This is a genomic window from Bacillus sp. CZDM1 (assembly GCF_055502545.1).
Map to the genome: position 1 here is coordinate 66,693 of NZ_JBUESO010000016.1, position 22,110 is coordinate 88,802.

Annotated in this window: 23 protein-coding genes; 9 read left to right on the forward strand and 14 right to left on the reverse strand. The window is 38.8% G+C overall.

Annotated features, from left to right (window positions below; translation table 11 throughout):
- Positions 1–61 precede the first annotated feature (61 nt).
- The 4 genes from ACY3XC_RS24945 to ACY3XC_RS24960 form a co-directional block, all read right to left on the reverse strand.
- Entirely contained in the window at positions 62–1,501 is a 1,440-nt protein-coding gene (locus tag ACY3XC_RS24945; RefSeq protein ID WP_464870996.1) for a polysaccharide deacetylase family protein, read from the reverse strand.
- A gap of 388 nt (positions 1,502–1,889) precedes the next feature.
- Positions 1,890–2,780, reverse strand: a complete 891-nt coding sequence (locus tag ACY3XC_RS24950; RefSeq protein ID WP_179158844.1) for an acyl-ACP desaturase — start codon at positions 2,778–2,780, stop codon at positions 1,890–1,892.
- 343 nt (positions 2,781–3,123) lie between these two features.
- Positions 3,124–3,432, reverse strand: a complete 309-nt coding sequence (locus ACY3XC_RS24955) for a monooxygenase (RefSeq protein ID WP_464870997.1) — start codon at positions 3,430–3,432, stop codon at positions 3,124–3,126.
- A 288-nt stretch (positions 3,433–3,720) separates the two neighbouring features.
- Positions 3,721–4,650, reverse strand: coding sequence for a DsbA family protein (locus tag ACY3XC_RS24960; RefSeq protein WP_464870998.1), 930 nt, complete (start codon positions 4,648–4,650; stop codon positions 3,721–3,723).
- Between the two features lie 144 nt (positions 4,651–4,794).
- Between ACY3XC_RS24960 and ACY3XC_RS24965 the strand changes: the two genes are divergently transcribed.
- On the forward strand, positions 4,795–5,355 hold the full coding sequence (locus ACY3XC_RS24965) for a TetR/AcrR family transcriptional regulator (protein WP_464870999.1): 561 nt from the start codon (positions 4,795–4,797) through the stop codon (positions 5,353–5,355).
- 604 nt (positions 5,356–5,959) lie between these two features.
- Positions 5,960–6,334, forward strand: coding sequence for a YmaF family protein (locus ACY3XC_RS24970; protein ID WP_179158848.1), 375 nt, complete (start codon positions 5,960–5,962; stop codon positions 6,332–6,334).
- A gap of 362 nt (positions 6,335–6,696) precedes the next feature.
- Here the strand turns inward: ACY3XC_RS24970 and ACY3XC_RS24975 are convergent, their stop codons facing one another.
- The 5 genes from ACY3XC_RS24975 to ACY3XC_RS24995 all read right to left on the reverse strand — a co-directional run bounded on the left by ACY3XC_RS24975 (position 6,697) and on the right by ACY3XC_RS24995 (position 9,731).
- Positions 6,697–6,957, reverse strand: coding sequence for a hypothetical protein (locus tag ACY3XC_RS24975; protein ID WP_464871000.1), 261 nt, complete (start codon positions 6,955–6,957; stop codon positions 6,697–6,699).
- Between the two features lie 328 nt (positions 6,958–7,285).
- Complete coding sequence (locus ACY3XC_RS24980) at positions 7,286–7,459, reverse strand: YjcZ family sporulation protein (RefSeq protein ID WP_464871001.1); 174 nt, start codon at positions 7,457–7,459, stop codon at positions 7,286–7,288.
- A 282-nt stretch (positions 7,460–7,741) separates the two neighbouring features.
- A complete protein-coding gene (locus ACY3XC_RS24985; protein WP_464871002.1) occupies positions 7,742–8,167 on the reverse strand; it encodes an SRPBCC family protein in 426 nt (141 codons plus the stop codon).
- Positions 8,168–8,401: 234 nt separating this feature from the next.
- A complete protein-coding gene (locus ACY3XC_RS24990; protein WP_179158854.1) occupies positions 8,402–8,548 on the reverse strand; it encodes a hypothetical protein in 147 nt (48 codons plus the stop codon).
- A gap of 55 nt (positions 8,549–8,603) precedes the next feature.
- Entirely contained in the window at positions 8,604–9,731 is a 1,128-nt protein-coding gene (locus ACY3XC_RS24995) for a PrpF domain-containing protein (RefSeq protein WP_464871003.1), read from the reverse strand.
- A gap of 145 nt (positions 9,732–9,876) precedes the next feature.
- Here ACY3XC_RS24995 and ACY3XC_RS25000 point away from each other — a divergent pair, with 145 nt between their 5' ends.
- Positions 9,877–10,740 (forward strand): LysR family transcriptional regulator, encoded by an 864-nt coding sequence (locus ACY3XC_RS25000; RefSeq protein ID WP_464871004.1) that lies wholly within the window; start codon positions 9,877–9,879, stop codon positions 10,738–10,740.
- A 215-nt stretch (positions 10,741–10,955) separates the two neighbouring features.
- The gene (locus ACY3XC_RS25005; RefSeq protein WP_464871015.1) at positions 10,956–12,272 is read left to right on the forward strand and encodes a CitMHS family transporter; all 1,317 of its coding nucleotides are present in this window, start codon (positions 10,956–10,958) and stop codon (positions 12,270–12,272) included.
- A gap of 72 nt (positions 12,273–12,344) precedes the next feature.
- On the opposite strand, the gene yyaC is transcribed toward ACY3XC_RS25005, so the two are convergent.
- Positions 12,345–12,914, reverse strand: coding sequence for a spore protease YyaC (gene yyaC, locus ACY3XC_RS25010; RefSeq protein WP_464871005.1), 570 nt, complete (start codon positions 12,912–12,914; stop codon positions 12,345–12,347).
- Between the two features lie 56 nt (positions 12,915–12,970).
- Positions 12,971–14,101: an AbrB family transcriptional regulator gene (locus ACY3XC_RS25015; RefSeq protein WP_464871006.1), complete on the reverse strand. Its 1,131-nt coding sequence runs from the start codon at positions 14,099–14,101 to the stop codon at positions 12,971–12,973.
- 150 nt (positions 14,102–14,251) lie between these two features.
- Between ACY3XC_RS25015 and ACY3XC_RS25020 the strand changes: the two genes are divergently transcribed.
- Positions 14,252–15,124 carry a LysR family transcriptional regulator gene (locus ACY3XC_RS25020; protein ID WP_464871016.1) on the forward strand — a complete coding sequence of 291 codons (873 nt, stop codon included), beginning with the start codon at positions 14,252–14,254 and terminating at the stop codon, positions 15,122–15,124.
- Between the two features lie 63 nt (positions 15,125–15,187).
- Here ACY3XC_RS25020 and ACY3XC_RS25025 read toward each other — a convergent pair whose 3' ends face one another.
- Positions 15,188–15,685: an SRPBCC domain-containing protein gene (locus ACY3XC_RS25025; RefSeq protein WP_464871007.1), complete on the reverse strand. Its 498-nt coding sequence runs from the start codon at positions 15,683–15,685 to the stop codon at positions 15,188–15,190.
- Between the two features lie 226 nt (positions 15,686–15,911).
- Between ACY3XC_RS25025 and ACY3XC_RS25030 the strand changes: the two genes are divergently transcribed.
- The gene (locus ACY3XC_RS25030) at positions 15,912–16,391 is read left to right on the forward strand and encodes a GNAT family N-acetyltransferase (protein ID WP_464871008.1); all 480 of its coding nucleotides are present in this window, start codon (positions 15,912–15,914) and stop codon (positions 16,389–16,391) included.
- Between the two features lie 108 nt (positions 16,392–16,499).
- Here ACY3XC_RS25030 and ACY3XC_RS25035 read toward each other — a convergent pair whose 3' ends face one another.
- On the reverse strand, positions 16,500–17,324 hold the full coding sequence (locus ACY3XC_RS25035) for an aldo/keto reductase (RefSeq protein WP_464871009.1): 825 nt from the start codon (positions 17,322–17,324) through the stop codon (positions 16,500–16,502).
- 191 nt (positions 17,325–17,515) lie between these two features.
- Positions 17,516–17,758: a hypothetical protein gene (locus tag ACY3XC_RS25040; protein ID WP_464871010.1), complete on the reverse strand. Its 243-nt coding sequence runs from the start codon at positions 17,756–17,758 to the stop codon at positions 17,516–17,518.
- A 126-nt stretch (positions 17,759–17,884) separates the two neighbouring features.
- On the opposite strand from ACY3XC_RS25040, the gene ACY3XC_RS25045 reads away from it, so the two are divergent.
- The 3 genes from ACY3XC_RS25045 (at position 17,885) to ACY3XC_RS25055 (ending at position 22,036) form a co-directional block, all read left to right on the forward strand.
- Positions 17,885–19,504 carry a spore germination protein gene (locus tag ACY3XC_RS25045; RefSeq protein WP_464871017.1) on the forward strand — a complete coding sequence of 540 codons (1,620 nt, stop codon included), beginning with the start codon at positions 17,885–17,887 and terminating at the stop codon, positions 19,502–19,504.
- The gene (locus ACY3XC_RS25050; protein WP_464871011.1) at positions 19,494–20,708 is read left to right on the forward strand and encodes a Ger(x)C family spore germination protein; all 1,215 of its coding nucleotides are present in this window, start codon (positions 19,494–19,496) and stop codon (positions 20,706–20,708) included. The genes ACY3XC_RS25045 and ACY3XC_RS25050 overlap by 11 nt, the downstream gene beginning before the upstream one ends.
- A 221-nt stretch (positions 20,709–20,929) precedes the next feature.
- Positions 20,930–22,036, forward strand: coding sequence for a GerAB/ArcD/ProY family transporter (locus tag ACY3XC_RS25055; RefSeq protein WP_464871012.1), 1,107 nt, complete (start codon positions 20,930–20,932; stop codon positions 22,034–22,036).
- The last annotated feature ends 74 nt before the right edge of the window (positions 22,037–22,110 follow it).

Consider the following 22,110-nt stretch of genomic DNA (forward strand, 5'->3'; position numbering starts at 1 on the left):
CCTAATTTTCTCCAACTCCTTCTCAGTGTGGGCTTTAACACAGCCAATGATCTAAAAAACGTTAATTCATCCAATCCGTTATTTTTACAAAGGTGTAGCCTCTCTGTTTGAGTTCTTGAATGACAGCAGGCAGCCCTTCTGCGGTGTTAATTTCATCTAGTAAATGGAGGAGGATAATACTGCCATTTCCAGTCTCCTTCAATATAGTGGAGGTGATTTGCTCGGCGCTGACACTTACATCCCAATCCAGTGATGTAACATCGTATAAAATAATCGATGGGTAGCCTGCTGCTGCAACTATTTTTGCAGACTTATCATCAATTTCCCCAGTCGGCGGGCGGAAGAGCATCGCTGGCTGCTGTTGAATCGCTTCGGTTAATACTTGATGTGATTTGACCACTTCCTGCTGAATTTCTTCCAAGGTTAAATCCGTAATAATCGGATGGGAATATGTATGATTCGCGACTTCATGCCCCTCTTCGACAATGGCTCTTGCCAGGTTAGGGTTCCTTTCAACACCATTCGTCCTAAGAAAGAAGGTGGATTTCACATCATACTCTCGTAATATATCTAATATTTGCGTTACCTTATAATCAGTGCCCCAATCATCAAAGGTTAAGGCAATTTCCTTTTTATCCGTATCCTTAGACTCGATGATTTCATACTTCGATTGCTGATAATCTTTATTTCGTTTCGCTGCATCATACCCTGGAATTTGAGCTAACGGTTTCCTTTCACTGCCACCTGCAGCCAGTTTCCCCAATGGAACAATCTCATAGCCCACCCGCTTCACCGCTTCGGCAATTAATGGAATCGCCTTAATAACCTCGGGATTCACATCGGTATTTAGGGTAATAATTCCACCTCTAGTAATAGATCTAGAAACATACTCAGCGATCGTCTGGGCATCCTTCATATCCCAATCTTGAGGGTTTACACTGTAATACACGACAGCATCGAGCCCCGCTTGTGCAGCCGCTAACCTCACATCTTCATTGTAGTCACCTGTTTTCGTTCGAAGGTATTTTGGCGTTATCCCCGTCTTCTCTTCAATAATCTCATTCGCTAATTGAATCTCCTTAAAAATCTCAGCATAAGAAAGCTTTGTCAGGTCCAATCGGTTCAGGGTATTGTTCTCAAGCTCATGTCCTCTCGAAACAATTTCTTTCGCAATATCTGGCTCTTCTGCCACTCTCATACCTGGAACAAAGAAAGTCGCTTTAATATCATATAAATCTAATTGAGCTAAAATTTGCTCCATCCTATCTTTGTCACCCATACCGTTAAACGTAATCGATAGCTCCTTCTTCGTTGTATAAACAAATGGCAGTTCTTTACTCATTGCACCCTCGAATCGGGTTTGGGCTCCTGCCTTCGGATCAGGCAGTCCTAATTTATTTCTCCCATCTACTTCACTGGTTGAACAACTAGTTACCATCACCATGAAAATAACCACGACGATAAACATCCAATGTTTTCGTTCCACCCGAATATTTTCCATTTTGCTCTCCTTCTACTAGAACTTCCTACAACAAATCAAACCATTTATCATAATAATCTATACTCATAATGGAACATCAGCCAAATATGTTTTTTAATGTTAGGAATATTAAAAATAATCACGCCAGCACATACGACTAGATTAGTAGTATTTACACAGGATTAACTTACTATATAAATTGAATAATCAACCTTTTACTAATTCGATTATACCATTTTCAATCGGCCGAAATTGCTAATTTTCGATAATGTTCTACTATTTTTTTTACAAAAAACGAAAAAAAAAGGAATCAGCGAGATGATCACTGATTCCTTTTCTTTGGGTCCGTGGGGACGGTTCTCATGGTCCTATTTGTTAGTTCTGACCACAAGAACCGTCCCCACGGTCACTATTTTTTAGCGTAAAATCGATCTCGTACGCGTTTAAGTCTTGCATGGTAGTTAAGAATATCTAACCGCGCCTTTTCTGCTTCTGGAGCAATCGGTCTAAGATTCGCGATGTCCCAATAATCAACTATGACATCCAGTACTTGGTCAAAATACTCGAGCGGTCCGTAATTGGCTTCCTTTGCAATAATGGCCATCCGGTCATCAAAATCAGGCATAACCGTACCCGGCATCTGGAAATTTTTAATTACATAACCGAGATAGTAGCAATAATTCGGTTCCAATTGCAGGTGTAGCTTAATAACATCGCGATAGAAAGCATAATGCAGAGTTTCATCCTTGGCAAGCCGTCTAAGGAGCGTAGCCAATTCTTTGTCATGCGGTCCTGCTACCTTCGCCACATTATAATAGAAAACCATGGTCGCGAGTTCCTGCAGTGATGTGTAGACCATCGTCTCGAAAGGGGTATGAAAATCAGGCTCCCATCCTCCTTCAACCGTCTGCTTGTGCAATTGACGAATGCGCATAGGATCAGCGTTTCTAGTAATCAACAGATAGGTCTCCAAAAGGTTTGAATGCTGGTCCTCTTCCGCCGTCCAAGTATGGACAAAATCCTTGATGACCGTCAGTGACCCCTTAAAGGTTTGATCAAGATAGGATGTGAACCAAGGCAGATTCACCTCTGTCAAAAGTGCCGTCTCTACTGCCGTTACCACACCCGGCGGCAGTGTTACCTGTTCAGGGTTCCAGGGCACCCTCCGGAAATCCTGCGCCTTATCCCAAGGCAGGAAATCATGATAGCCCCAATCTATTTTTTCAGCCCTTCTCTTGTGTTCCTCATAGAGCTCCTTTAATTGCGGCTCAAGTCTAAAGTCTAAATGGTTTGTCAGCAAATAGTTCCCTCTCCTTACTACAAATTTTCCGTATTGCTCTATTAAAACATATAATTTAAAACATTCCGAATTTACAGCTTCCGTTTTTAAAAAGTATTTAGGCTTCCTAGCTGAAGTTTCTGCGATATTTACCTATGTATCCGACAAATTCCTCTAACAATATAACCAATTAATCTTTGATTAAAACTGCCTTAACCCCTTTTAAAAAGTGAATTTTTGGTCGTATTCAATATTTTTTTGTCGAGGACTAGAACAGTTTCTTTATAACTGGATCTGACCGTTTAAAATCAAACGGAAATAGGGAGCAGCCATCAGAGCTACTCCCTTTCTATTTAATTCGTGATTATTTCAAACCTGGAGCTTTTGTGATTTCACTAAGCTTAGAATTGATGGCAAAGTTTTTTGCATTGACACCTGTGATACCAAATCCAGCCAGTCTTTTGGTATGCATATCCAAATATTTTTCAGCTGTTTCTTTTGTTTCGAAAAGATAAATGCCGCCCGATTCGTTTGTTTCAGGGCTTTCTGTCCAGATTTTCCATATGAAACCTTCTTCTTCAGTAATGCTTTGTGCTAATCCAGTAAACGCCGCCGTCATTTCATCACCGAATGGTCCATTCGTTGGAAAATCCACTTGTAATAGGTATGCCATAAGTCATTCTCCTTTTATTTTGTAGGCTGTGTTATTATTCATTGTTGATTTTCGTGCAGGGTGATCATTCGTAGGCGGAGAATTTCCGCCTATTGTATTTAAAGGAACCTTAAGCATCAGATATAAGCGGAAATATTCCGGTTAACCGCTTTAAATAAGACAAAATCCAATGATTTTGGATACCATAAGCGGAAAAACTCCGCTTATTATGAAGGAAATAGGGGGATTTCCCAATTTAAACGGAAATTCTCCGCTTATTTTTCAAACACAGTAAAATCAACATTCAGCTTAACACAGCCATTTTGTAAAATAAGATTCGCCTAGAATTTCTTTCTTTTGATAACTGCCTTGTGGCAGCTCCTTTTCAACAAAAGCGTTAATTTCCGTCTTTTCAAGATTGTACATCACTTCAATTTCTTTTGAAAATAACAGTTTTTCTTTTTCAAGTAAGCTAGAAAGAGAAGGTTGTGGGTTTGGCTGGAGTTCTTCCTTGTTTAAAACCTGCTTTAATCCGTCCACATAATTTTCAAACGGACGCCCTCCAACCATTTTTACCCCTTTGTTGTCTTCATTAATCATAATAATCGTTGGAAATCCTCTAGCACCCAGACTTCTTGCAAGAGCAAAGTCTTCATTTAATAATGGTTGCCCCGCTGGCTGTTCCGCTTCACTTACTATAGCTTCTCCATCAAGGCCGAGTTGATTGACGATTTCGATTAGAACAGATAGATCTGAAATATTTTGATTAAATGCGAAAAGCTCTTCTCTAGCACGACGTAAAAATTCATATGCCAATGTATCGTTATGATTTTTTTGAATCACTTTATAGACGCGTGAAGGCGGGAAGGATGATTGAACGGGATTGTCAATCATGAGTGATCCATCAATCGGCATGCGGGAATGCTCGCCCACTTCCCTCCAGTGAGGAGCAACGTCCGCAGGCTTATAAATACCGTTTGCCGGATCAATGGGTCCATCATGCCATTTTTCCAGCAATCCACCCATCACCGGATGAAAGTTAAAATAGTGTCCGTACTGCTCTTTGAAACGACGAAGGATCGGTTCAATCGCCCAGCAATGAGAGCAAATGGGATCCGTTACATAATAAACTTCAATGGATTTCTTTGGTTGATTAAAATCAATCAGCTCCATTTCCTCCTCCCCAGCCACTCCACATACACCTGTTTCTAAATCACAAATCATATTATTGTTATTCATGGTCAATCCTCCTGCAATGGTTTGTATTTGCTTTATAATTGAATTGTAGTAAATAATGAAAGGAATCAATACCAATAGTTCCTTCGATTTGTCGGAAATACAACACATTGAAGAAATTGTTGTAAAAATAGGAGTGACCTAAAAATGACTCAAGCAAAGACGGATCCCCGAGTTATCAGGACTCGCAGATTAATTATGGATTCTTTCATTGAACTTTCCGCTAAAAAGGAATTTAAGGATATTACCGTAAAGGATATTACTACAGAGGCGATGATCAATCGCGCCACTTTCTATTATCATTTTGAAGATATCTATGACTTATTAGAAAAGGCATTATCAGAAGTATTGTTAGTGAATTTGAACGGGGATGTCTACGAAAATGACAAACTAAATGAAGAGGCGTTCGTTAGTATTTTCATAGCAATCACCAATTTTCAAAAGTCATTATCCAATCGTTGTCATAGAGGATACGAAGATACCATTGCCCGTATTATTAGAGAACAGCTCGAAGTTATTTTTTACAAAATGCTTGTCAAACAAAAGGCGGCGGAAGAAGATGAAGCACTTAAACTTAATGCGGTTATCTTAAGCTGGGGGATTTACGGGGCTTCTGTGGAATGGAAACGAAAGGGAATGAACGTACAGCCGGAAGATTTCATAAAACCAGCCCTTCCCTATTTACTGTCTGGGATTGATGCTGTTTAAAGACACCGCGCTTGAGGACAATAAAAAAACACTTTCGACAAAAGACGATGGAATTCCCCTTAATTAATCGTTTAATTAAAACTTCCCTAAACCCTTATGAAAAACGGACCTTGTCCTCATTTCAAGAGAGTTTATTGTCGAGGAGGAGGTTTGTTTTTTTCCCAAATCCTTCAAGGTCAACCAATAAAAACGACTTTCCCCAATCTTTGACGGGTTCTTCCAAAATAGCATGGTAATCAAACGTTTGTGTAAAAATGAGATAAACCCCGTTCCGAAAAGCATTCTCTATTAAATCAAGTAAATGAATTGTCGGCCGGTGGGTAGAAATTAGCGATAATCTTGGTCAAATCTTCAAAAACGAGTTAATTCCCCTTTATACCGCATTCTTTGTCAAAAACCTTGTTTTTCCCCTATTACACAAACGTTTGATTAAATATGGCCCACCCCTTTTAAACACATGGTTCAAATCTATTATTTTAAGAAAAATAGATCGAATCCTGCATACCTAAATGAGGATATCCGCAATGCCTTTCAGAATGGGCAATAGCACAAATGTAAAAGGGATTGAATACTGTGTTAAAAAGCTTTTTAGGAGTGATGGCTCATGGATATACCTGTTTCTGGCTTTATGTATGCTTCAGATGACTCAGACCCAATGCATTCCCATCGACTTTATATAACTTCCTGGGATGGAAGGCCCGTTCATGTTCACGGATTTAGCGGCATTACATCGTTTGATGATGGACACAGCCATCAATACGCCGGCCAGACCGAACCGGCACCCACTGGGGTCCCGCATACCCATCGATATTTTACCTTTACTTCTGTTGATGACAGACATAGACACCAAATTCAAGGTGTAACTGGCCCTGCTATTCCTTATGGTAATGGCGGACATTATCATGAATTTAATGGTTTTACCACTGTAGAAGGTGCCAGACCGCATAGACACCATTATGGCGGAAGAACAGGCCTCTAAAATCAAACCAATCGAAGTGAATTTTTTCATATTGGCTGTGTTATGATTCATTGTTGATTTTCGTGCAGGGTTGATCATTCATAGGCGGAGAATTTCCGGCTATTGTATATAAAGGAACCTTAAGAAGCCGATATAAGCGGAAATATTCCGGTTAACTGCTTCAAATAAGACAAAATCCAATGATTTGGATACAATAAGCGGAAAAGCTCCGCTTATTGTGAAGGAAATAGGGGGATTTACCAATTTAAACGGAAATTCTCCGCCTATTTTCCTAACACAGTAAAATCAACATTCCGCTTTAACACAGCCTTCATATAAAAAAGGGAGGGTTTCTAAGAAAATAGAAACCCTCCCTTTTTACATTACCAGCATCTACATTTAAATAAACAATTAATATTCCGGCATTGTTTGCGTTCATTATGATTATTGTTTTGCTTATGATTATGATTGCTATTATTGTCTTTCATTTGACCACATTTGTTGTTTTGATGATCCGTACACTTTTTTTGCTGGTCTTGTTTGTCGTTTTTGTCCTGTTTTTTGCAATCATGGTGCTTATTACTATCTTCATGCTTGTCTTTACCTTGATGATGCTTATGATGGTGCTTCTTCTTCCCTTTCACTCCCCGTACTCCCCTTCCTAACAAACTCTTATATAGTTAGTTTATTAAGATATTGGAAAACGGCTTGGACGAACTGCCATCAAAAGGCGGTTTTTTTCCTGATTTAAACACATCAGGGACGGTTCTCATGGTCTTTTTTGGCTAGTATGACCACAAGAACCGTCCCCATGGTTACCAAGAAAAGAAAAGACCCTCTTGCAAATAAGAGGGCCTTGCTCTAAATTCTATCTCCTCCGGGACCAGCTTTTTGCGGCTGTGTCCCTGATTCATCCAGACATGTGACAGATTCTTGGTGCTGACCACAAGAACCGTCACCATGGTTCCCCCGTTAATCGCAGAAAGCAAAGGCACCAATAATGATTAATAAAATAAACAAAACGATTATAATGATAAAACTATCGCAGCCACGTGTTTGAACACATGGAGCACCATAGCCGTAATGCATTTGTTGCTGGGGAAGTACATTAGCCCCCATAGTATGTGATGGAATCATATTATCCATTGTAACACTTCCTTTCATTTGCATAAGAGCTACTATGCAATACCCTATATCATACACAGTGAAAGGAAATTGGAGCCCGTCTAGATTAAAAATATGAATTCATTACGGTTATGAATGAATTAGAAGGCTGATTTTCATAGGAAAGACCCTCTTGCAATAAGAGGGCCTTGCTCTATATTCTATTTCTCCTGAGGAAGCCCCACTCCCAGTTCTGCCAATTATACTTGAGCTTCTTGCTGAGGTAATGGTACCGTACACTAAATTTTCTCTTCTTTGCCTTTTTTAATTGGATGTTTGCTCTGCATATTTTTTGAAATTATCTAGAATCGCCTGCCATCCTTGTTGTTGTAACTCAATGGAATTCTCAGTTTCCGCATCAAACGTTTCCATTACTTTGGTTGTGTTATCTTGACCTTTAAAAGTGATAGTTACTTTCCTTCCATCACCCATTGTATACGCAATAACCTCATGTAATTTCACTTCATCATAAATTCCACCAAAATCGAAACCAAAACTGCCATCCTTGGCTTCCATTCTTGAATGGAATTTCCCGCCTGCTCTTAAATCATTCTCAGCAATTGGTGTGTGCCAGTCATCGGAAGCTGAATTCCACTTTGTGATATGAGTTGGCTCTGTCCAATATTCCCAAACCTTTTCTACTGGTGCTTGAATGGTTGTTTCTACCGTTACTTTTTTAGATGTTTCCATTTTATTTACCGCCTCTCCTAATACAAATATTTTTATGTGATTCTTTCACAATGGATGCCTAGCTATATTGTAAATGGTTGAGAAAAGTTACGCTACTTCTTCATTATTACCTTTTTAATCCCCTTATAATCTACTTCTTCCCATCTATTTGTGCACATCAGGCACATCGGGGACGGTTCTTATGGTCTTTAATTTGGCTAGTGCCGACCACAAGAACCGTCCCCACGGCCCCCTTTATACAAAACTAGGATCATTAAAGTATACTATTTTTGAAAGAAATTTTGTTCCTTGAATATTTTTGAAAGCTTCATTAGCTTCCTCTTCTTTGTCAAATTCAAACATTTTAATATTTCCATTTAAATAAATAGTTATGACCCACATTTGAAAGCCCCCAATTAAAATAGATTTGATACTGTGAATTTCAGATGAGTTTTAGTTAAGCAAATTGATAGGAAATCTCATGATTTTTTTTCGTATACACATAGCCCTCTAATATAGTTCTCGCAGTACGAACCACTTTAATGGCACGAATGTGGCCTGCCAGGAAATCCACTTTCGTTTCCATAATTCCCGCAGGGTGAGCTAATCGAAAAACATCCTGTTTAATGTTCACCATTTCTGATAGAATCGTTTCCTCTAAGAAGGCTCCTGTAGTTGCACAGATTGCCCCTGTGATCGCAAGAGCCTGATGGGGCTTTTGCATTGACATCATTCTAATCATCAAATCCATTTCAGCCGCATTTCGCTCTGTTCCAGCCGTATCTATGTAATCCATAGGCGGTGAAATGATGGCCATTTTCGGTACAGCAGGAGATAGAAGTGTTGCGGATCTCCTGTCAGCGAAACCGCACATTTCAGCCGCAATTGAACGAATTTCTTCCAGTTCAATTAACTTTTCCTGTGTATAGTCAGAAGGTAATTCACTCCCAGTCAGACCGATATCTTGAGCTCTAACGAAAACAAGTGGATTGGCGGCATCAACAATCGAAACGGGAAAAAGTCGATTACTTGTTTTGATCATGTCAATTGGATTACCAGTTGGAAAGAGTTTCCCGGTAACAGCTCCTTCAGCACGATTAAAAGTAAGATAGATTGGTGATCCTGTGCCAGGCACTCCTGGAATGGAACAGCTTCCTTCCGTTTTCACTTGGCCATTTTCAATTTCTACCTCTGCTAGTATTAATTTTTGTGTATTAGTATTAAAAATTCTTACCGTTGTGACAGGTTCCTTTATCGGAACTAATCCTTGCTCAATTGCGTATGGTCCTACCGCGGATGATATATTACCGCAATTCCCTTTAAAATCAACCATTTGATTATCAATGCTTATTTGCGCAAATGTGTACTCCACATCAAATTCTAGCGAATCCGACTTTTTTATTATTGCTGCCTTACTAGTCAACGAATTTGCCCCGCCAAGACCATCAATCTGCCTGTGATCCGGACTACCCATTATATCGAGTAAGAAGTCTTCCCAATGCGAGCGATTCAAGGGCAAATGTTCAAAATTGAGAAAAACTCCTTTACTTGTTCCGCCACGCATCAAAACCACGGGTACCTTCATTACATTAACCACCTTTATATAAAATGTTTTACCACTACTAGTTCCTTTGAAAATATAGTATGATAGGTTTGTTCATAAGTAAAATACATATTTTTTTAAATAAATGTAAAAAAAAAGTTATAATCTAAAACGGGTGGCGAATAAATTGGACGAAAAAGACTGGTTCGCTTTAAGGATTTTGTATGAGGAAAAAAATATTAGCCGTGCTGCAGAGCGGTTATACATTTCGCAGCCAGCGTTAACATACCGGCTTAAGAATATAGAAAAAGAATTTGGAACGAGTATATTTTTTAAAATAAAAGGTGGTATTGAGTTTACTTCTGAAGGTGCACATTTAGCGGGGTATGCGGAAGAAATGATTATAAAACTCCAAAAGACGAAAGATTACATGTTAAATATGCAAAATGAAGTAAGGGGTACTCTGCGCTTGGGCGTTTCTAGTAATTTTGCTCAATATAAACTTCCAAAAATCCTTAAAAAGTTTTCAATAAAATATCCACTTGTCCAATTTAACGTCAATACAGGATGGAGTACGGAAATCATGAATCTCCTAGATTCTGCTGGTGTTCAATTAGGAATATTACGGGGAAATTACGAATGGTATGGAATTAAAACACTACTGCACAAGGAAAGACTATGTTTAATTTCAAAAACTAAAGTGGATATGGAGAACCTGCCAAATCTTCCATTCATAAATTATAAAACAGACAGCTCATTAAAAGGTTTAATGAATGGCTGGTGGCATGATAGATTTTCTGAACCTCCATTGGTTACTATGGAAACGGATCGGCAGGAGACCTGTAAAGAAATGGTTAAAAATGGTCTTGGGGTTTCTATCTTACCAGAAATATGCATGCAGCCGTCTGATAACCTGTATACATATGGGTTATCTTATAAGAATGGAGAACCCGTATTAAGAAATACATGGTTGATGTATAACGAGGAGTCTTTAAAACTATCTTCTGTAAAAAATTTTATTGATTTTTTAAATAGCAATCCCAATCTTTGATGAAAAAGCACAATAAGATCTTGACGATTTTATTGTGCTTTTGTTCGGTAAAAGGGATTATAAGTTTTTTTATAAAAAAGTATAAAAAAACTTCTATTTTACTTATTTTAATATTTAAATTATTCTAAAAAAGAGAAAAGGGAGCAAGGAAATGGGAAAAGATTTTATATTTATTCATTTGTAAGCGATTTCTTATTAACGGGAGGGAGATTAATATTCTTACTTTTTTGGGAATTTCAATGGTAATTGTGTTTACTTATTTAATTATGTCCAAACGCTTATCCCCGGTTACTGCCCTAACGATTGTACCGATTGCCTTTGCCATCATAGGTGGTTTTAGTTCTAAACTTGGGGAAATGATGTATGAGGGATTAAAGGTTGTTGCCCCCTCCGCTGCTTTGTTATTGTTTGCTATTCTGTTTTTTGGAGTTCTAATTGACGCTGGATTATTTGATCCACTTATTAAAACGATGTTGAAAATTGTAAAAGGGGACCCAGTTAAAATAGCGATAGGAACTGCAGTGATCGCCATGACTGTTGCTTTAGATGGTGATGGTACGACAACTCATATGATTACCATCTCTGCCATGCTGCCGCTTTACCTGCGACTTGGTATGAATCCTCTTATTCTTGCCACCATTTCAATGCTTTCTGTTAGTATTATGAGTGGAATGACGCCTTGGGGAGGACCCGCTACAAGAGCGATAGCATCTCTAGGTCTAGATGCAAATGAATTCTTCATTCCAATTATTCCAACACTGCTCGCAGGAATGGCATCTATTCTTTTTACCTCTTATGTACTTGGAAAAAAAGAACGTAAAAGGGTTGGAGTTGTCCATATCAATACGGCTCCTAGAATGAGCACCGCTCTTGGTGAAGCTGCAGTTGCTGCCGCCATACAAGCGGATTTAAAGCGTCCCAAATTATTATGGGTCAATCTTCTTTTAACGCTTACGATCATGGTCGTTCTTATAATAGGTTTAATACCGGTACCCGTTTTGTTTCTAATCGGATTTGTAATTGCTTCCGTTATTAATTACCCAAATTTAGAGCAGCAAAGGGAGCGGATTGTGGCACATTCTGCAAACGCTATAACGGTTGTTACATTAGTATTTGCGGCAGGTATTTTCACTGGAATTTTTTCCGGCACAAAAATGGTTGATGCCATCGCAAATTCATTAGTGGCCATCATTCCGGATTCTCTAGGCTCCTTTTTTCCGGTAGTCGTTGCCCTGACTAGCATGCCATTTACATTCGTTTTATCCAATGACGCTTATTACTTTGGGGTTTTACCGATTCTTGCTGAGGCAGGAACAGCTTATGGAGTGAGTCCTTTAGAAATTGCTAGAGCTTCTGTATTGGGACAGCCTGTACATTTTTTAAGTCCACTCGTGGCTTCGACTCTTTTATTAGTGGGAATGGTCAATAAAGACATCGGTGAACTACAGAAGTATGCATTTAAATGGGCTCTTTTTTGTTCAGTAGTTCTTATCCTTGTCGCTATCTTGACAGGGGCTATCAATCTATTTTAATTGTCTAAACTTAGTCGAAACAGGGCTGTCCCAAAAACCAATTCTAATGGCTTTTGGGACAGCCTCCCTTTTTTAAGAGGTTGCTTGAATCTCGTTGGTTGCTTGAGTAATGATTTTTACAATTGTTTTTGCAAGGTTCATAACTGTGAATAAACGAGTATCATTTAAAAATTGCATGGCTGGTAAAGGGTCTATATAATTTACCATCCCAATAATATGATAGTCTCCTACTTCCGGCAATACTTTTTTTAGGGCCTTCCCCGGAACCAGAGGTCCTTCTTTCAAAAAAACATAACCCACTTGATTTTGATCGCCTAAACAGGCATCCACACTAATAATAAGCGGCTTTATAAATTCCTTTTTAATTTCTTTTAATGTTTCTTCTAAATTAAATGCATGAACTGGCTTTTCCAAGGTACCGTAGATACGGTAAGGTACCTGATATTCCTTGAGCATCATTCCAACTAAAGGGCCCAATGAATCTCCTACAGAGCGGTCTGATCCAATGCAGAGAAAGATAATATCTTCTTTTTGATATCCTGACGATTGAATAATTTCCTTCATAAAAGATGCTAGTTTTTCTGTATTTTTATCGCTCGGATCACCGAATATACCTGCTCCGATTTCATGTAGATTGGACATATCTTGATTCCCCTTTTTACTATTATACAAACAATAATAATCTTAAACATATCAAATTAAGCTGAAGCATGGGAAGATAGGTGCTTTTTATGCTCCCAATAATTTAGCAGCCTGAAAAATGGCGGTAATATAACACACACAATAATGATTCGTAGTACTTGCACTGCTATGACAAATGTAGAATCTGCATTTAGCACAACAGAAGTTGTTGTCATTTCAGCAATACCGCCAGGAGCAAAGGCAAGAACAGCGGTAATAAGTGCGATCCCTGTTACTTTTGAAACAAAAATGGCACACATAATCATGGAAAAAATAAGACCAATCGTACTTAAAAAGGCGATAATTAACGTCTGTTTTAATCCGATAAACATGCTTTTATGAAAACGGGAACCAATACTTGCCGCAATAAAAATTTGAGATAAAGTGATCACTACGTGCGGCCACCAAGAAACCATATCATGACCCATATACAAAGAACCGAACGATTGGACAACCGCCACCGCCACCATACTTCCAATCAACCATGGAGCAGGAAATTTTAAATACTTGCCCAAGAGGTACCCCCCATATGCAATTCCAATTAACACTAAAGTCCAGAGCAGCTTCTCGAATTCAAAGGGAGAGACAGTCTGGGCAGGTAAGGTGAAGTGATTTACCGGATTACTAGCCCATAAAGAGACAAAAATAGGAATAGTAAGGATAACTAAAAATACGCGCATAGTTTGAATAATGCTGACGACAGCCGTATTCGCCCCGACCTCTTCCGCAATCCCCGGCATCGCGGACAATCCGCCAGGAGCCGTTCCAAAAAAGCTAGTAAGCATATCAGTTTTACTGTATTTCCAAAGTAGGAAACCAGAAAGTAAAGAAAAAAAGATTGATAGAAGTAGCATGACAATAATGGTCATCCAATATTCTTTAAAAATATGCAAAAAAGATAAGTTTATTTTCTGTCCCAATTCAATTCCTAAAATACATTGTCCTATAAACAACCAGTATTTTGGAACACCCTTTTTGGAGGCATCATGCCTTAGTAGTGATGGCTTCAAAAATGATAGTAAGGCAGCTGCCAGAAATGTGCCAATCATCCATCCAATGGAAAGACCTGTCAACGAGAGAAAAAATCCGCCTAAGCCGCTGATTGCTATAAACCAAACACTTCGAAAAAAAGTGTTGTTTCTCTTCAAATAAACCGACCTACTTTCATTGAGTCTAAAATAAAACACCGCTACTTGTGTTATGTATTATTAATATAGTATAAACATAGCAATAAATAAAATATCGAATTAATATGTTTAACCATAAATAAAGGTTATTTCTAATTAGGAGTGAAAATGTTGGACGAAAGAGACTGGATGGTTTTACAAACCCTTTATCAAGAGAAGAATATAACAAATACTGCTAAAATATTGTATATTTCTCAGCCAGCTTTGACGAATCGTTTGAAAACGATGGAAAAACAATTTGGTGTCCAAATTGTTATCAGAGGCCGGCGCGGAGTCCAATTTACCTCGCAGGGTGAATATCTGGCAAAAAGTGCTCATGAAATGTTATGGCGTATCCAAAAGATAAAAGAAACGGTTTTGAATATGGAGGATAAAATATCCGGTATTTTGAGATTGGGTGTTTCAAATTTTTTTACTGATTATAAACTACCTGGGTTATTAAAACTCTTCAAAAATCAGTACCCTGATGTTGAGTTCAAGGTAACAACAGGATTAAGCAGCCATATTACCCATTTAATGCACAATCAAGATGTACATATTGGCTTTGTAAGGGGAGATTATAGCTGGCAAGATCAAAAGAAACTGCTCTTTGAAGAAAGCATTTGTATTGCTTCAAAAGTAGAAATCGATATCCACCGCCTCCCCTATTTACCAAGAATTGATTATCACACTGATCCATTACTAAAAACTGCAGTGGATAATTGGTGGACTGAAAACTATTCCCAGCCGCCATTAGTCAGCATCAATGTCGATAAAGCTGACACATGCAAAAAGATGGTTGAGAATGGGTTAGGATACGCAATCTTGCCAAGTTTGTTAATAAATGATCTGGACAATATCCATAAATTTGAGATTAGAACAAAAGGTGGAGAGAAAATCATACGTAAGACTTGGATGTTCTACCATGAGGAATCTTTAGAGTTAAATATTGTGAAAGCCTTTGTTGAGTTTGTAGAAGGAATGGACTTGCATAATATTAAATGAGATCCGTCCCCACGGTCACCAAAAAAAAAACACCAATGAAGGTGTTTTTTTGCTGCGGTTATTTTAAACGGTTTTTATCTTTGTTAAGTATTCATCTAATTGATAATAGGTTCCGCTATATCCTTCTTTAGCCATCTCTTTTGAATCCTCGAAGGTTTTGAGCTCTTCCTCAGTTGGGGATACGGGAGCCACAATCATGGTAAGGGTTGTTTTTCCTTCGTCTTCGCTGAACGTAATGGTATTCAGGGTTTCCATCGGCCAATTTGCGTGAAAGGGTGCACGCACAGTGTTACCTCCTTCATCGGAAAAGAAACTGGAGTAAACGATTTTCTCTGGTGTAATCATTTCACTGTATACAAATTTAACCCACATTACATTGCCGTCAGCAGGTTTCTGGCTGTAATGAAAAACACCTCCGGGGCGGAAATCTGCTTTAAAAACCTCAAACGTCCATCCTTTTGGCCCCCACCAATTCTTTAAGTGGACTGATTTAGTGAAAGCCTTAAACACAAGTTCACGTGGAGCATTAAAAGTATGAGTGACTTTGAGTTGAGTTGACATGTAATTCCTCCAATTAGTCCTAAGGGACGGTTTTCATAGTCTATTTTGTTAGCATTGCCAATGGAACTGTTAAATGATTCCTTGCACATTGATATTTTAACAGTCCTCCGCCAATTTGCCCCTAATAAAAAAGCCCTAGAACCGTCCCCATGTCCCCAAAAAAGGTTATTTTCACCAAAGGTAGAATATTAAAGTAGAAATAAAATGTGGATTAGAGGGAAATGAAATGATTACTTTAAAAGATGTAAATAAACAAAACTGGATAGACATTGTCAGACTAAGTAGTGCAGAAGATCAACGAAACAGAGTATTCGAAAAAACAATTGCCTCAAACTGTTTGTCCTTAGCACAAGCCAGTATAGAAGAAAATTGGACAGTTAAAGCCATTTATCTAAATGATAGGCCAATAGGCTTTACCATGTATGGGTATTCGGACGAACTTTCTGGCTATGAAATTTGTAGAATCATGATTGATTACAAGTTTCAAGGAAATGGTTATGGTAAGCAAGCATTACTCTTAGTAATAAAGGAAATGGTTAATCAATTTCATTGTGACGAAATATTTATAACCTTTGTTCCTGAAAATGAAATAGCAAAACAACTATATCGATCCGTAGGTTTTAAAGATACCGGCAAAGTAATAAAAGCTGTTGAAGATGAATTAATCTTTTCCATTAATAGCAAGCACCAATTGGAACAGCCTTGACTTACATAAAAGAGAACAACAAAGGGAGAGGGCGTTATAGCTCCTCTCCCTTTCCTTCACCATAGTATAGAGAGCCTGACCATTAGAACCGTCCCCGTGTCCTCCGGCTCAGCGAACATGCATGTCGTTTGGATGTGAGCCTCTACGTCGGTTGCGATTAAGTTTATTTATTTGGTCCATTTCATTTGCAGAAAGTTCGAAATCAAATACGTTTATGTTTTCTTCGATTCTTGAGGGTGTTACCGATTTCGGAATGACGATGGTATTGTTTTGTAAATGCCAGCGCAACACAACCTGTGCTGGGGTTTTGCTATGTGCCTCTGCAATCCTACGAATCACTTCGTCTTGCAGCACCTCTCCTCCCTGCTCAAGAGGACTCCAGGCTTCTACATAGATATTATGCTTTGCACAATACTCTTTTAACTCGTTTTGAGCAAGGTATGGATGACACTCAACCTGATTCAGCACCGGCACGACTTCACATTCTTTTAAAATGCGCTCCAAGTGCTCTACTTCAAAGTTACAGACCCCAATTGCCTTCACTCGGCCATCATGATAAAGCTTTTCTAAAGCCTTATAGGTATCAACATATTGGTCAAAGTTAGGAGTTGGCCAGTGAATCAAGTATAAATCAACATAATCAAGACCTAATCGGTCCAAGCTTTCATCAAATGCACGTAAGGTCTTGTCAAAACCTTGATCAGCATTCCAGACTTTAGTTGTAATAAATAACTCTTCACGAGGAACGGAAGAATCAGCGATCGCCCTTCCCACGCCCTTTTCATTCTTATAAATCATCGCCGTATCTATTGAGGTGTAACCAACTTTTAGCGCCACTGCTACTGCCTCTGTCGCCTGGTCGTCTGGAACCTGCCACACACCAAATCCCAGCTGCGGCATTTTCACACCATTATTTAAAGTGACAAAATTCATACTACATTCTCCTTTACAATCCATATGTATTGACTCCCTGGGGACGGTTCACATCGCTTTTTTTTTGAGAGAACGCTGGGCAAAAAAGAAGAAAAAATTATCGCTGTTCTAGTAATGCCCTCAATCGTTAAGGTGGTAATCATAAAAATTCAGACAGAACCAGAAGAACCGTCCCTACGGTCTCCTTTTACCTACTCTAACATTTTCGACAGTTTTCTGCTTATCCTTTTATTTACCAAACTATATAGTTTTTTTATTAAGTAAATTGCAATCAGAAGAATAAATACAAAGTATTCAGGAACTTCCATTACTCTAAAAGGGCTTATGGCATTACGCCAAGCGGTTTTCATTTCAAATCCTAACATGAGGTCGATTCCAAAGGAAAAACTTATTAATGTTGCTAGCATCACTAGTGTAATACTGATTATTTTCATTTTTATCACCTTTTTATGTAGGATTCCTCTTTCCTTATGGAAGTGTGCTGGTACTTTCTAGAAAATGAGGAATACCTTTTCAACATTAGTGGAAAATAATAAAAAAGCAGGAAAGGTTTAGTGACGATGTCTCTATTTTCCCTATCCAAAAAAGTAAAAAAATTAAAATTGCAGAAGAAACATACTCAATCTAGCGAAAAGACATCCAAGTCCATTCCTAGTTCTTTACAAGATCAAATACATTACATTAAAGAAAAAACAGGGAATAGCATTGATGTTGTCATCCGAAAATTGCAGCTTAGGGATGGCAATGGGCCCGATACAGCGGTTGTCTTTGTCGAAGGGATTTCAGATAGTAAGGCCATTAACGACTTTTTGATTGAATCGATTATGAATAATAGTACTGTTCACAACAGCAGGCCTATTTTCGAAATCCTTTTTGAAAAGGTAGTAGCGCTGGGGGATGTAAAAGAAATTACGGATTGGGACAACTTGTACCTGTCTTTAATGTCTGGTGAGAGTATTATCCTGGTTGATGGTGCTCAAAAAGCACTTAGTGCCAGTACAAGAGGCGGGGAGCAGCGTTCCATTGAAGAACCAGGCAGCCAGGTAACCGTTCGTGGCCCGCGAGATGGGTTCACCGAATCGATTCGCACCAATACCGCTTTAATTCGCAGACGTATTCAAAACCCTAATTTATGGCTGGAAAATATGAAGATCGGCAGCGTCACGAAAACAGATGTTTCCATTATGTATATAAAAGGCATCGCAAAGGATGAAATTGTTGAGGAAGTCCGGAATCGATTAAAAAGAATTGAAATTGATAGTATCCTTGAATCCGGTTATATTGAGCAGCTTATCGAAGACCAGGGATTTACGACATTTCCAACTCTCTATCATACGGAAAGGCCAGATATGGTCGCCGGTAATCTCCTTGAAGGCAGGGTTGCGATCATTGTGAATGGAACGCCATTTGTCCTGATTGCACCGGCTGTTTTTATCCAATTTTTCCAGTCGGTAGAAGATTATTATGGTCGGGCTGATATTGCAACTGCGCTGCGCTTCTTAAGGATTTTAATATTCCTTATCTCGATTATCGCGCCAGCTACTTATATTGCGATTACAACTTTTCATCAGGAAATGATACCGACACAGCTGTTAGTTGCCATCGCAGCCCAGAGGGAGGCAGTCCCTTTTCCGGCATTGGTCGAAGCACTGATTATGGAAGTTGCTTTTGAAATCCTCCGTGAAGCAGGGATAAGGATGCCTAGAGCAGTGGGGTCAGCGATTTCCATTGTTGGTGCACTGGTTATTGGTCAGGCAGCCGTACAAGCAGGGATTGTTTCCCCTGCTATGGTCATTGTTGTGGCCATTACTGCCATTGCCAATTTTGCAACTCCAGCTTTTGCAGTGGCCATCTCAGCACGACTCATTCGCTTTGGATTTATGTTTGCAGCTGCAACTTTCGGCTTTTATGGAATCATTTTGGGTGTGATCATTCTTGCCGTACATTTATGCAGCCTTCGGTCTTTTGGAGTACCTTATTTAACCCCAATGGCCCCCCTTATCCTAGCTAACATAGGAGATTCAATTATCCGTTTGCCACTTTGGGCACAAAAAAAACGTCCCAAACCTATTAGCGGAGATAACGAGAATCGGGTAGGCGATGATCAGAAACCCACCCCACCTGAAAGCAGGGGGATGGTCAACTCTGTAGTAGAAAAAGGTGACCAGGATGAAAAATAAGCGATTTTTGCTTTTATTGGTATTTTTTGGCAATACACTCCTTTTATCAGGTTGTTGGAGCAAAAATGAATTAACCGACTTGGCTATTGTTGCTGCCTTAGGAATTGACAAGAATGAAGAAGGCCAATATGTTGGCACATTGCAAATTATCAATCCTGGGACCGTTGCAGGTGGTATGCAAGGCGGCGCCGGGAGTCAAGGACCTTCCGTTTCCATCGTTACGGGAACAGGAGATAGTATTGTGGAGTTGAGCAGAAGGACATCTCGTAAATTGTCAAGAAGACTGTATTATGCGCATACAAATTTAGTTGTCATTAGTGAAGAGCTTGCAAAAGAGGAATCCATCAGCAACATTCTTGATCCACTTGAACGGGATGCGGAATTCCGGAGTACAGCGATCATTGTCATCGCCCAGGGAACGGAAGCTTCCAACATTGTTAAAGTGTTAACAGCAATAGATAAAATCCCTGCAAATAAAGTAATCAAAACGTTAAAGTTTACTGAAAGGACCTGGGGAGAAAACATCTCTGTTAACGTGCAGGATGCGATAAAGACACTTGTCTCACCTGGTAAGGAACTGGTTGTTTCGGGATTTCGTTTAAGCGGAGATGTTAATACAGGTAAAAAAGTCGATAATACCCAACAAACGGAATTCTCTTCCTTCATTTACGCAGGGAGTCTTGCGATATTTAAAAACGGGAAGCTAACCGATTGGATTGATGGTGAGGCTGCAAGAGGGTCGGTATTCCTCCTCGACAAATTAAATGCTTCTGCAATTGGTGTAAAGTGGGAAGGAAAAGACGAGGCTATAGTATATGAATTAGTCAGACAAAAAACAAAGGTAATGGCAAAAATGAAAAAAGGAGATCCCCGCGTTTCCATTGAGGTTCAGGCGGAGGGAAATATTGGAGAGGCAAGAGTACCCATAGATCTTACTAATCCTGATGTTCTTTTAAAAATAGAAGAAGAAATTGAAAAGGAAATTAAAAAAGAGATTTCGATGGCTGTGAAGCAGGCCCAAAAAAATAAATCCGATATTTTTGGATTTGGAGATGTACTTCATCGAACAAATCCTAAAGAATGGGAAAAAATGGCCTCTAAATGGAATGATGTTTATTTTCCAGAAGTTAAAACAGATATAGTAGTGGATGCCTTTATTCGTCGAACAGGATTACGTAACAACCCTCCCCAAGTGAATAAATAGGGCTAGATTCGTAAAGATTGTTAAAATCTTAAAGCCGATTTTAACGTGGAAATAGTTGTTTAAGCTTTTGAATTTAGTTTGCTGGCTCTTTTCTTTTAAAATATTTCTGATTTTCTGCAGAAGCTCTAGCTTCAATCTTTAAGTTTTTTTTAAAAATCAACAATGATAAGAAAAGAGCCCTTAGTAATAATCAAAAAGGATGAAAAGGATGTGACAAAAGCATGGAAAAGGCAAAAATAAGCTTATACCAGCTTTTTGTCCTAATCTTGTTATTTGAACTCGGCAGTGCGATTTTGGTACCACTGGCAATTGATGCCAAACAAGACGCCTGGCTGGCCATTCTTTTTGGAATGGCAGGAGGTCTATTCTTATTCTGGGTAAATTACCGTTTATTTCTTTATTATCCAGAGTTAGTCCCCCCGGAATATATGCAAAAGCTGCTTGGAAAAATAGTGGGTACAATCATTGCCTTTTGTTATATTATTTTTTTTATGTATACGGCAGCCAGGGTACTTCGCGATTTTGGGGAAATGCTCCTGACCTTTGCCTATCTTGAAACACCCTTATTTATTGTAAACGCCTTATTAATGCTGGTTATTATTTATGCTGTTACGAAAGGTATTGAGGTTGTGGCAAGAACGGGAGAATTATTTTTTGTTTCTATCTATTTTCTAGCTATTACTGGTTTTATTCTGATTGTCTTTTCTGGGCTCATTGATATGAATAATTTAAAACCTATACTAGAGCAAGGCATTTTTCCTGTAGCCAGAGTAGTTTTCACCCAGACCTTATATTTTCCATTCGGTGAAGCCATTGTTTTTTCAATGATTTTCCCCTATGTAACAAAAAGAAAAAGTGTTAAAAAAATAGGTTTATTTGCAATTTTGCTGAGCGGAATTAATCTTGTTATTACCATGGCGATTAATATTGGTGTATTGGGTGTTGACCTTGCATCCCGCTCGCAATTTCCGCTTTTAAGTACCATTCAAAGCATACAAGTGGCAGAATTTCTCGAACGTCTTGATGTTTTTTTCATGATATCTACTGTCATCTGTATTTTTTTTAAAGTAAGCATCTATTTTTATGCTGCCGTTGCAAGTACTTCGGTCATATTTAAGATAAAAGAACCTTCAAGTTTAACATATCCCATGGGGATGGTTGTTTTGTTCATGTCTGTCACAATCGCAAGCAGCTATGCCGAGCATTTAAAGGAAGGGTTGGAATTTACCACACGCTATTTGCACCCGTTCTTCCTTATTGTAATGCCCTTACTGCTCTTAGGCATTGCCTTTTTAAAAAATTGGAGGGGACCAAGGGGACGGTTCTGATGTGACCCCCGAAAGTTAGAGTTTTATTTTAAGCAGCTAATTGGTTGGTATGGTTACGGTATTGAACCGGGCTC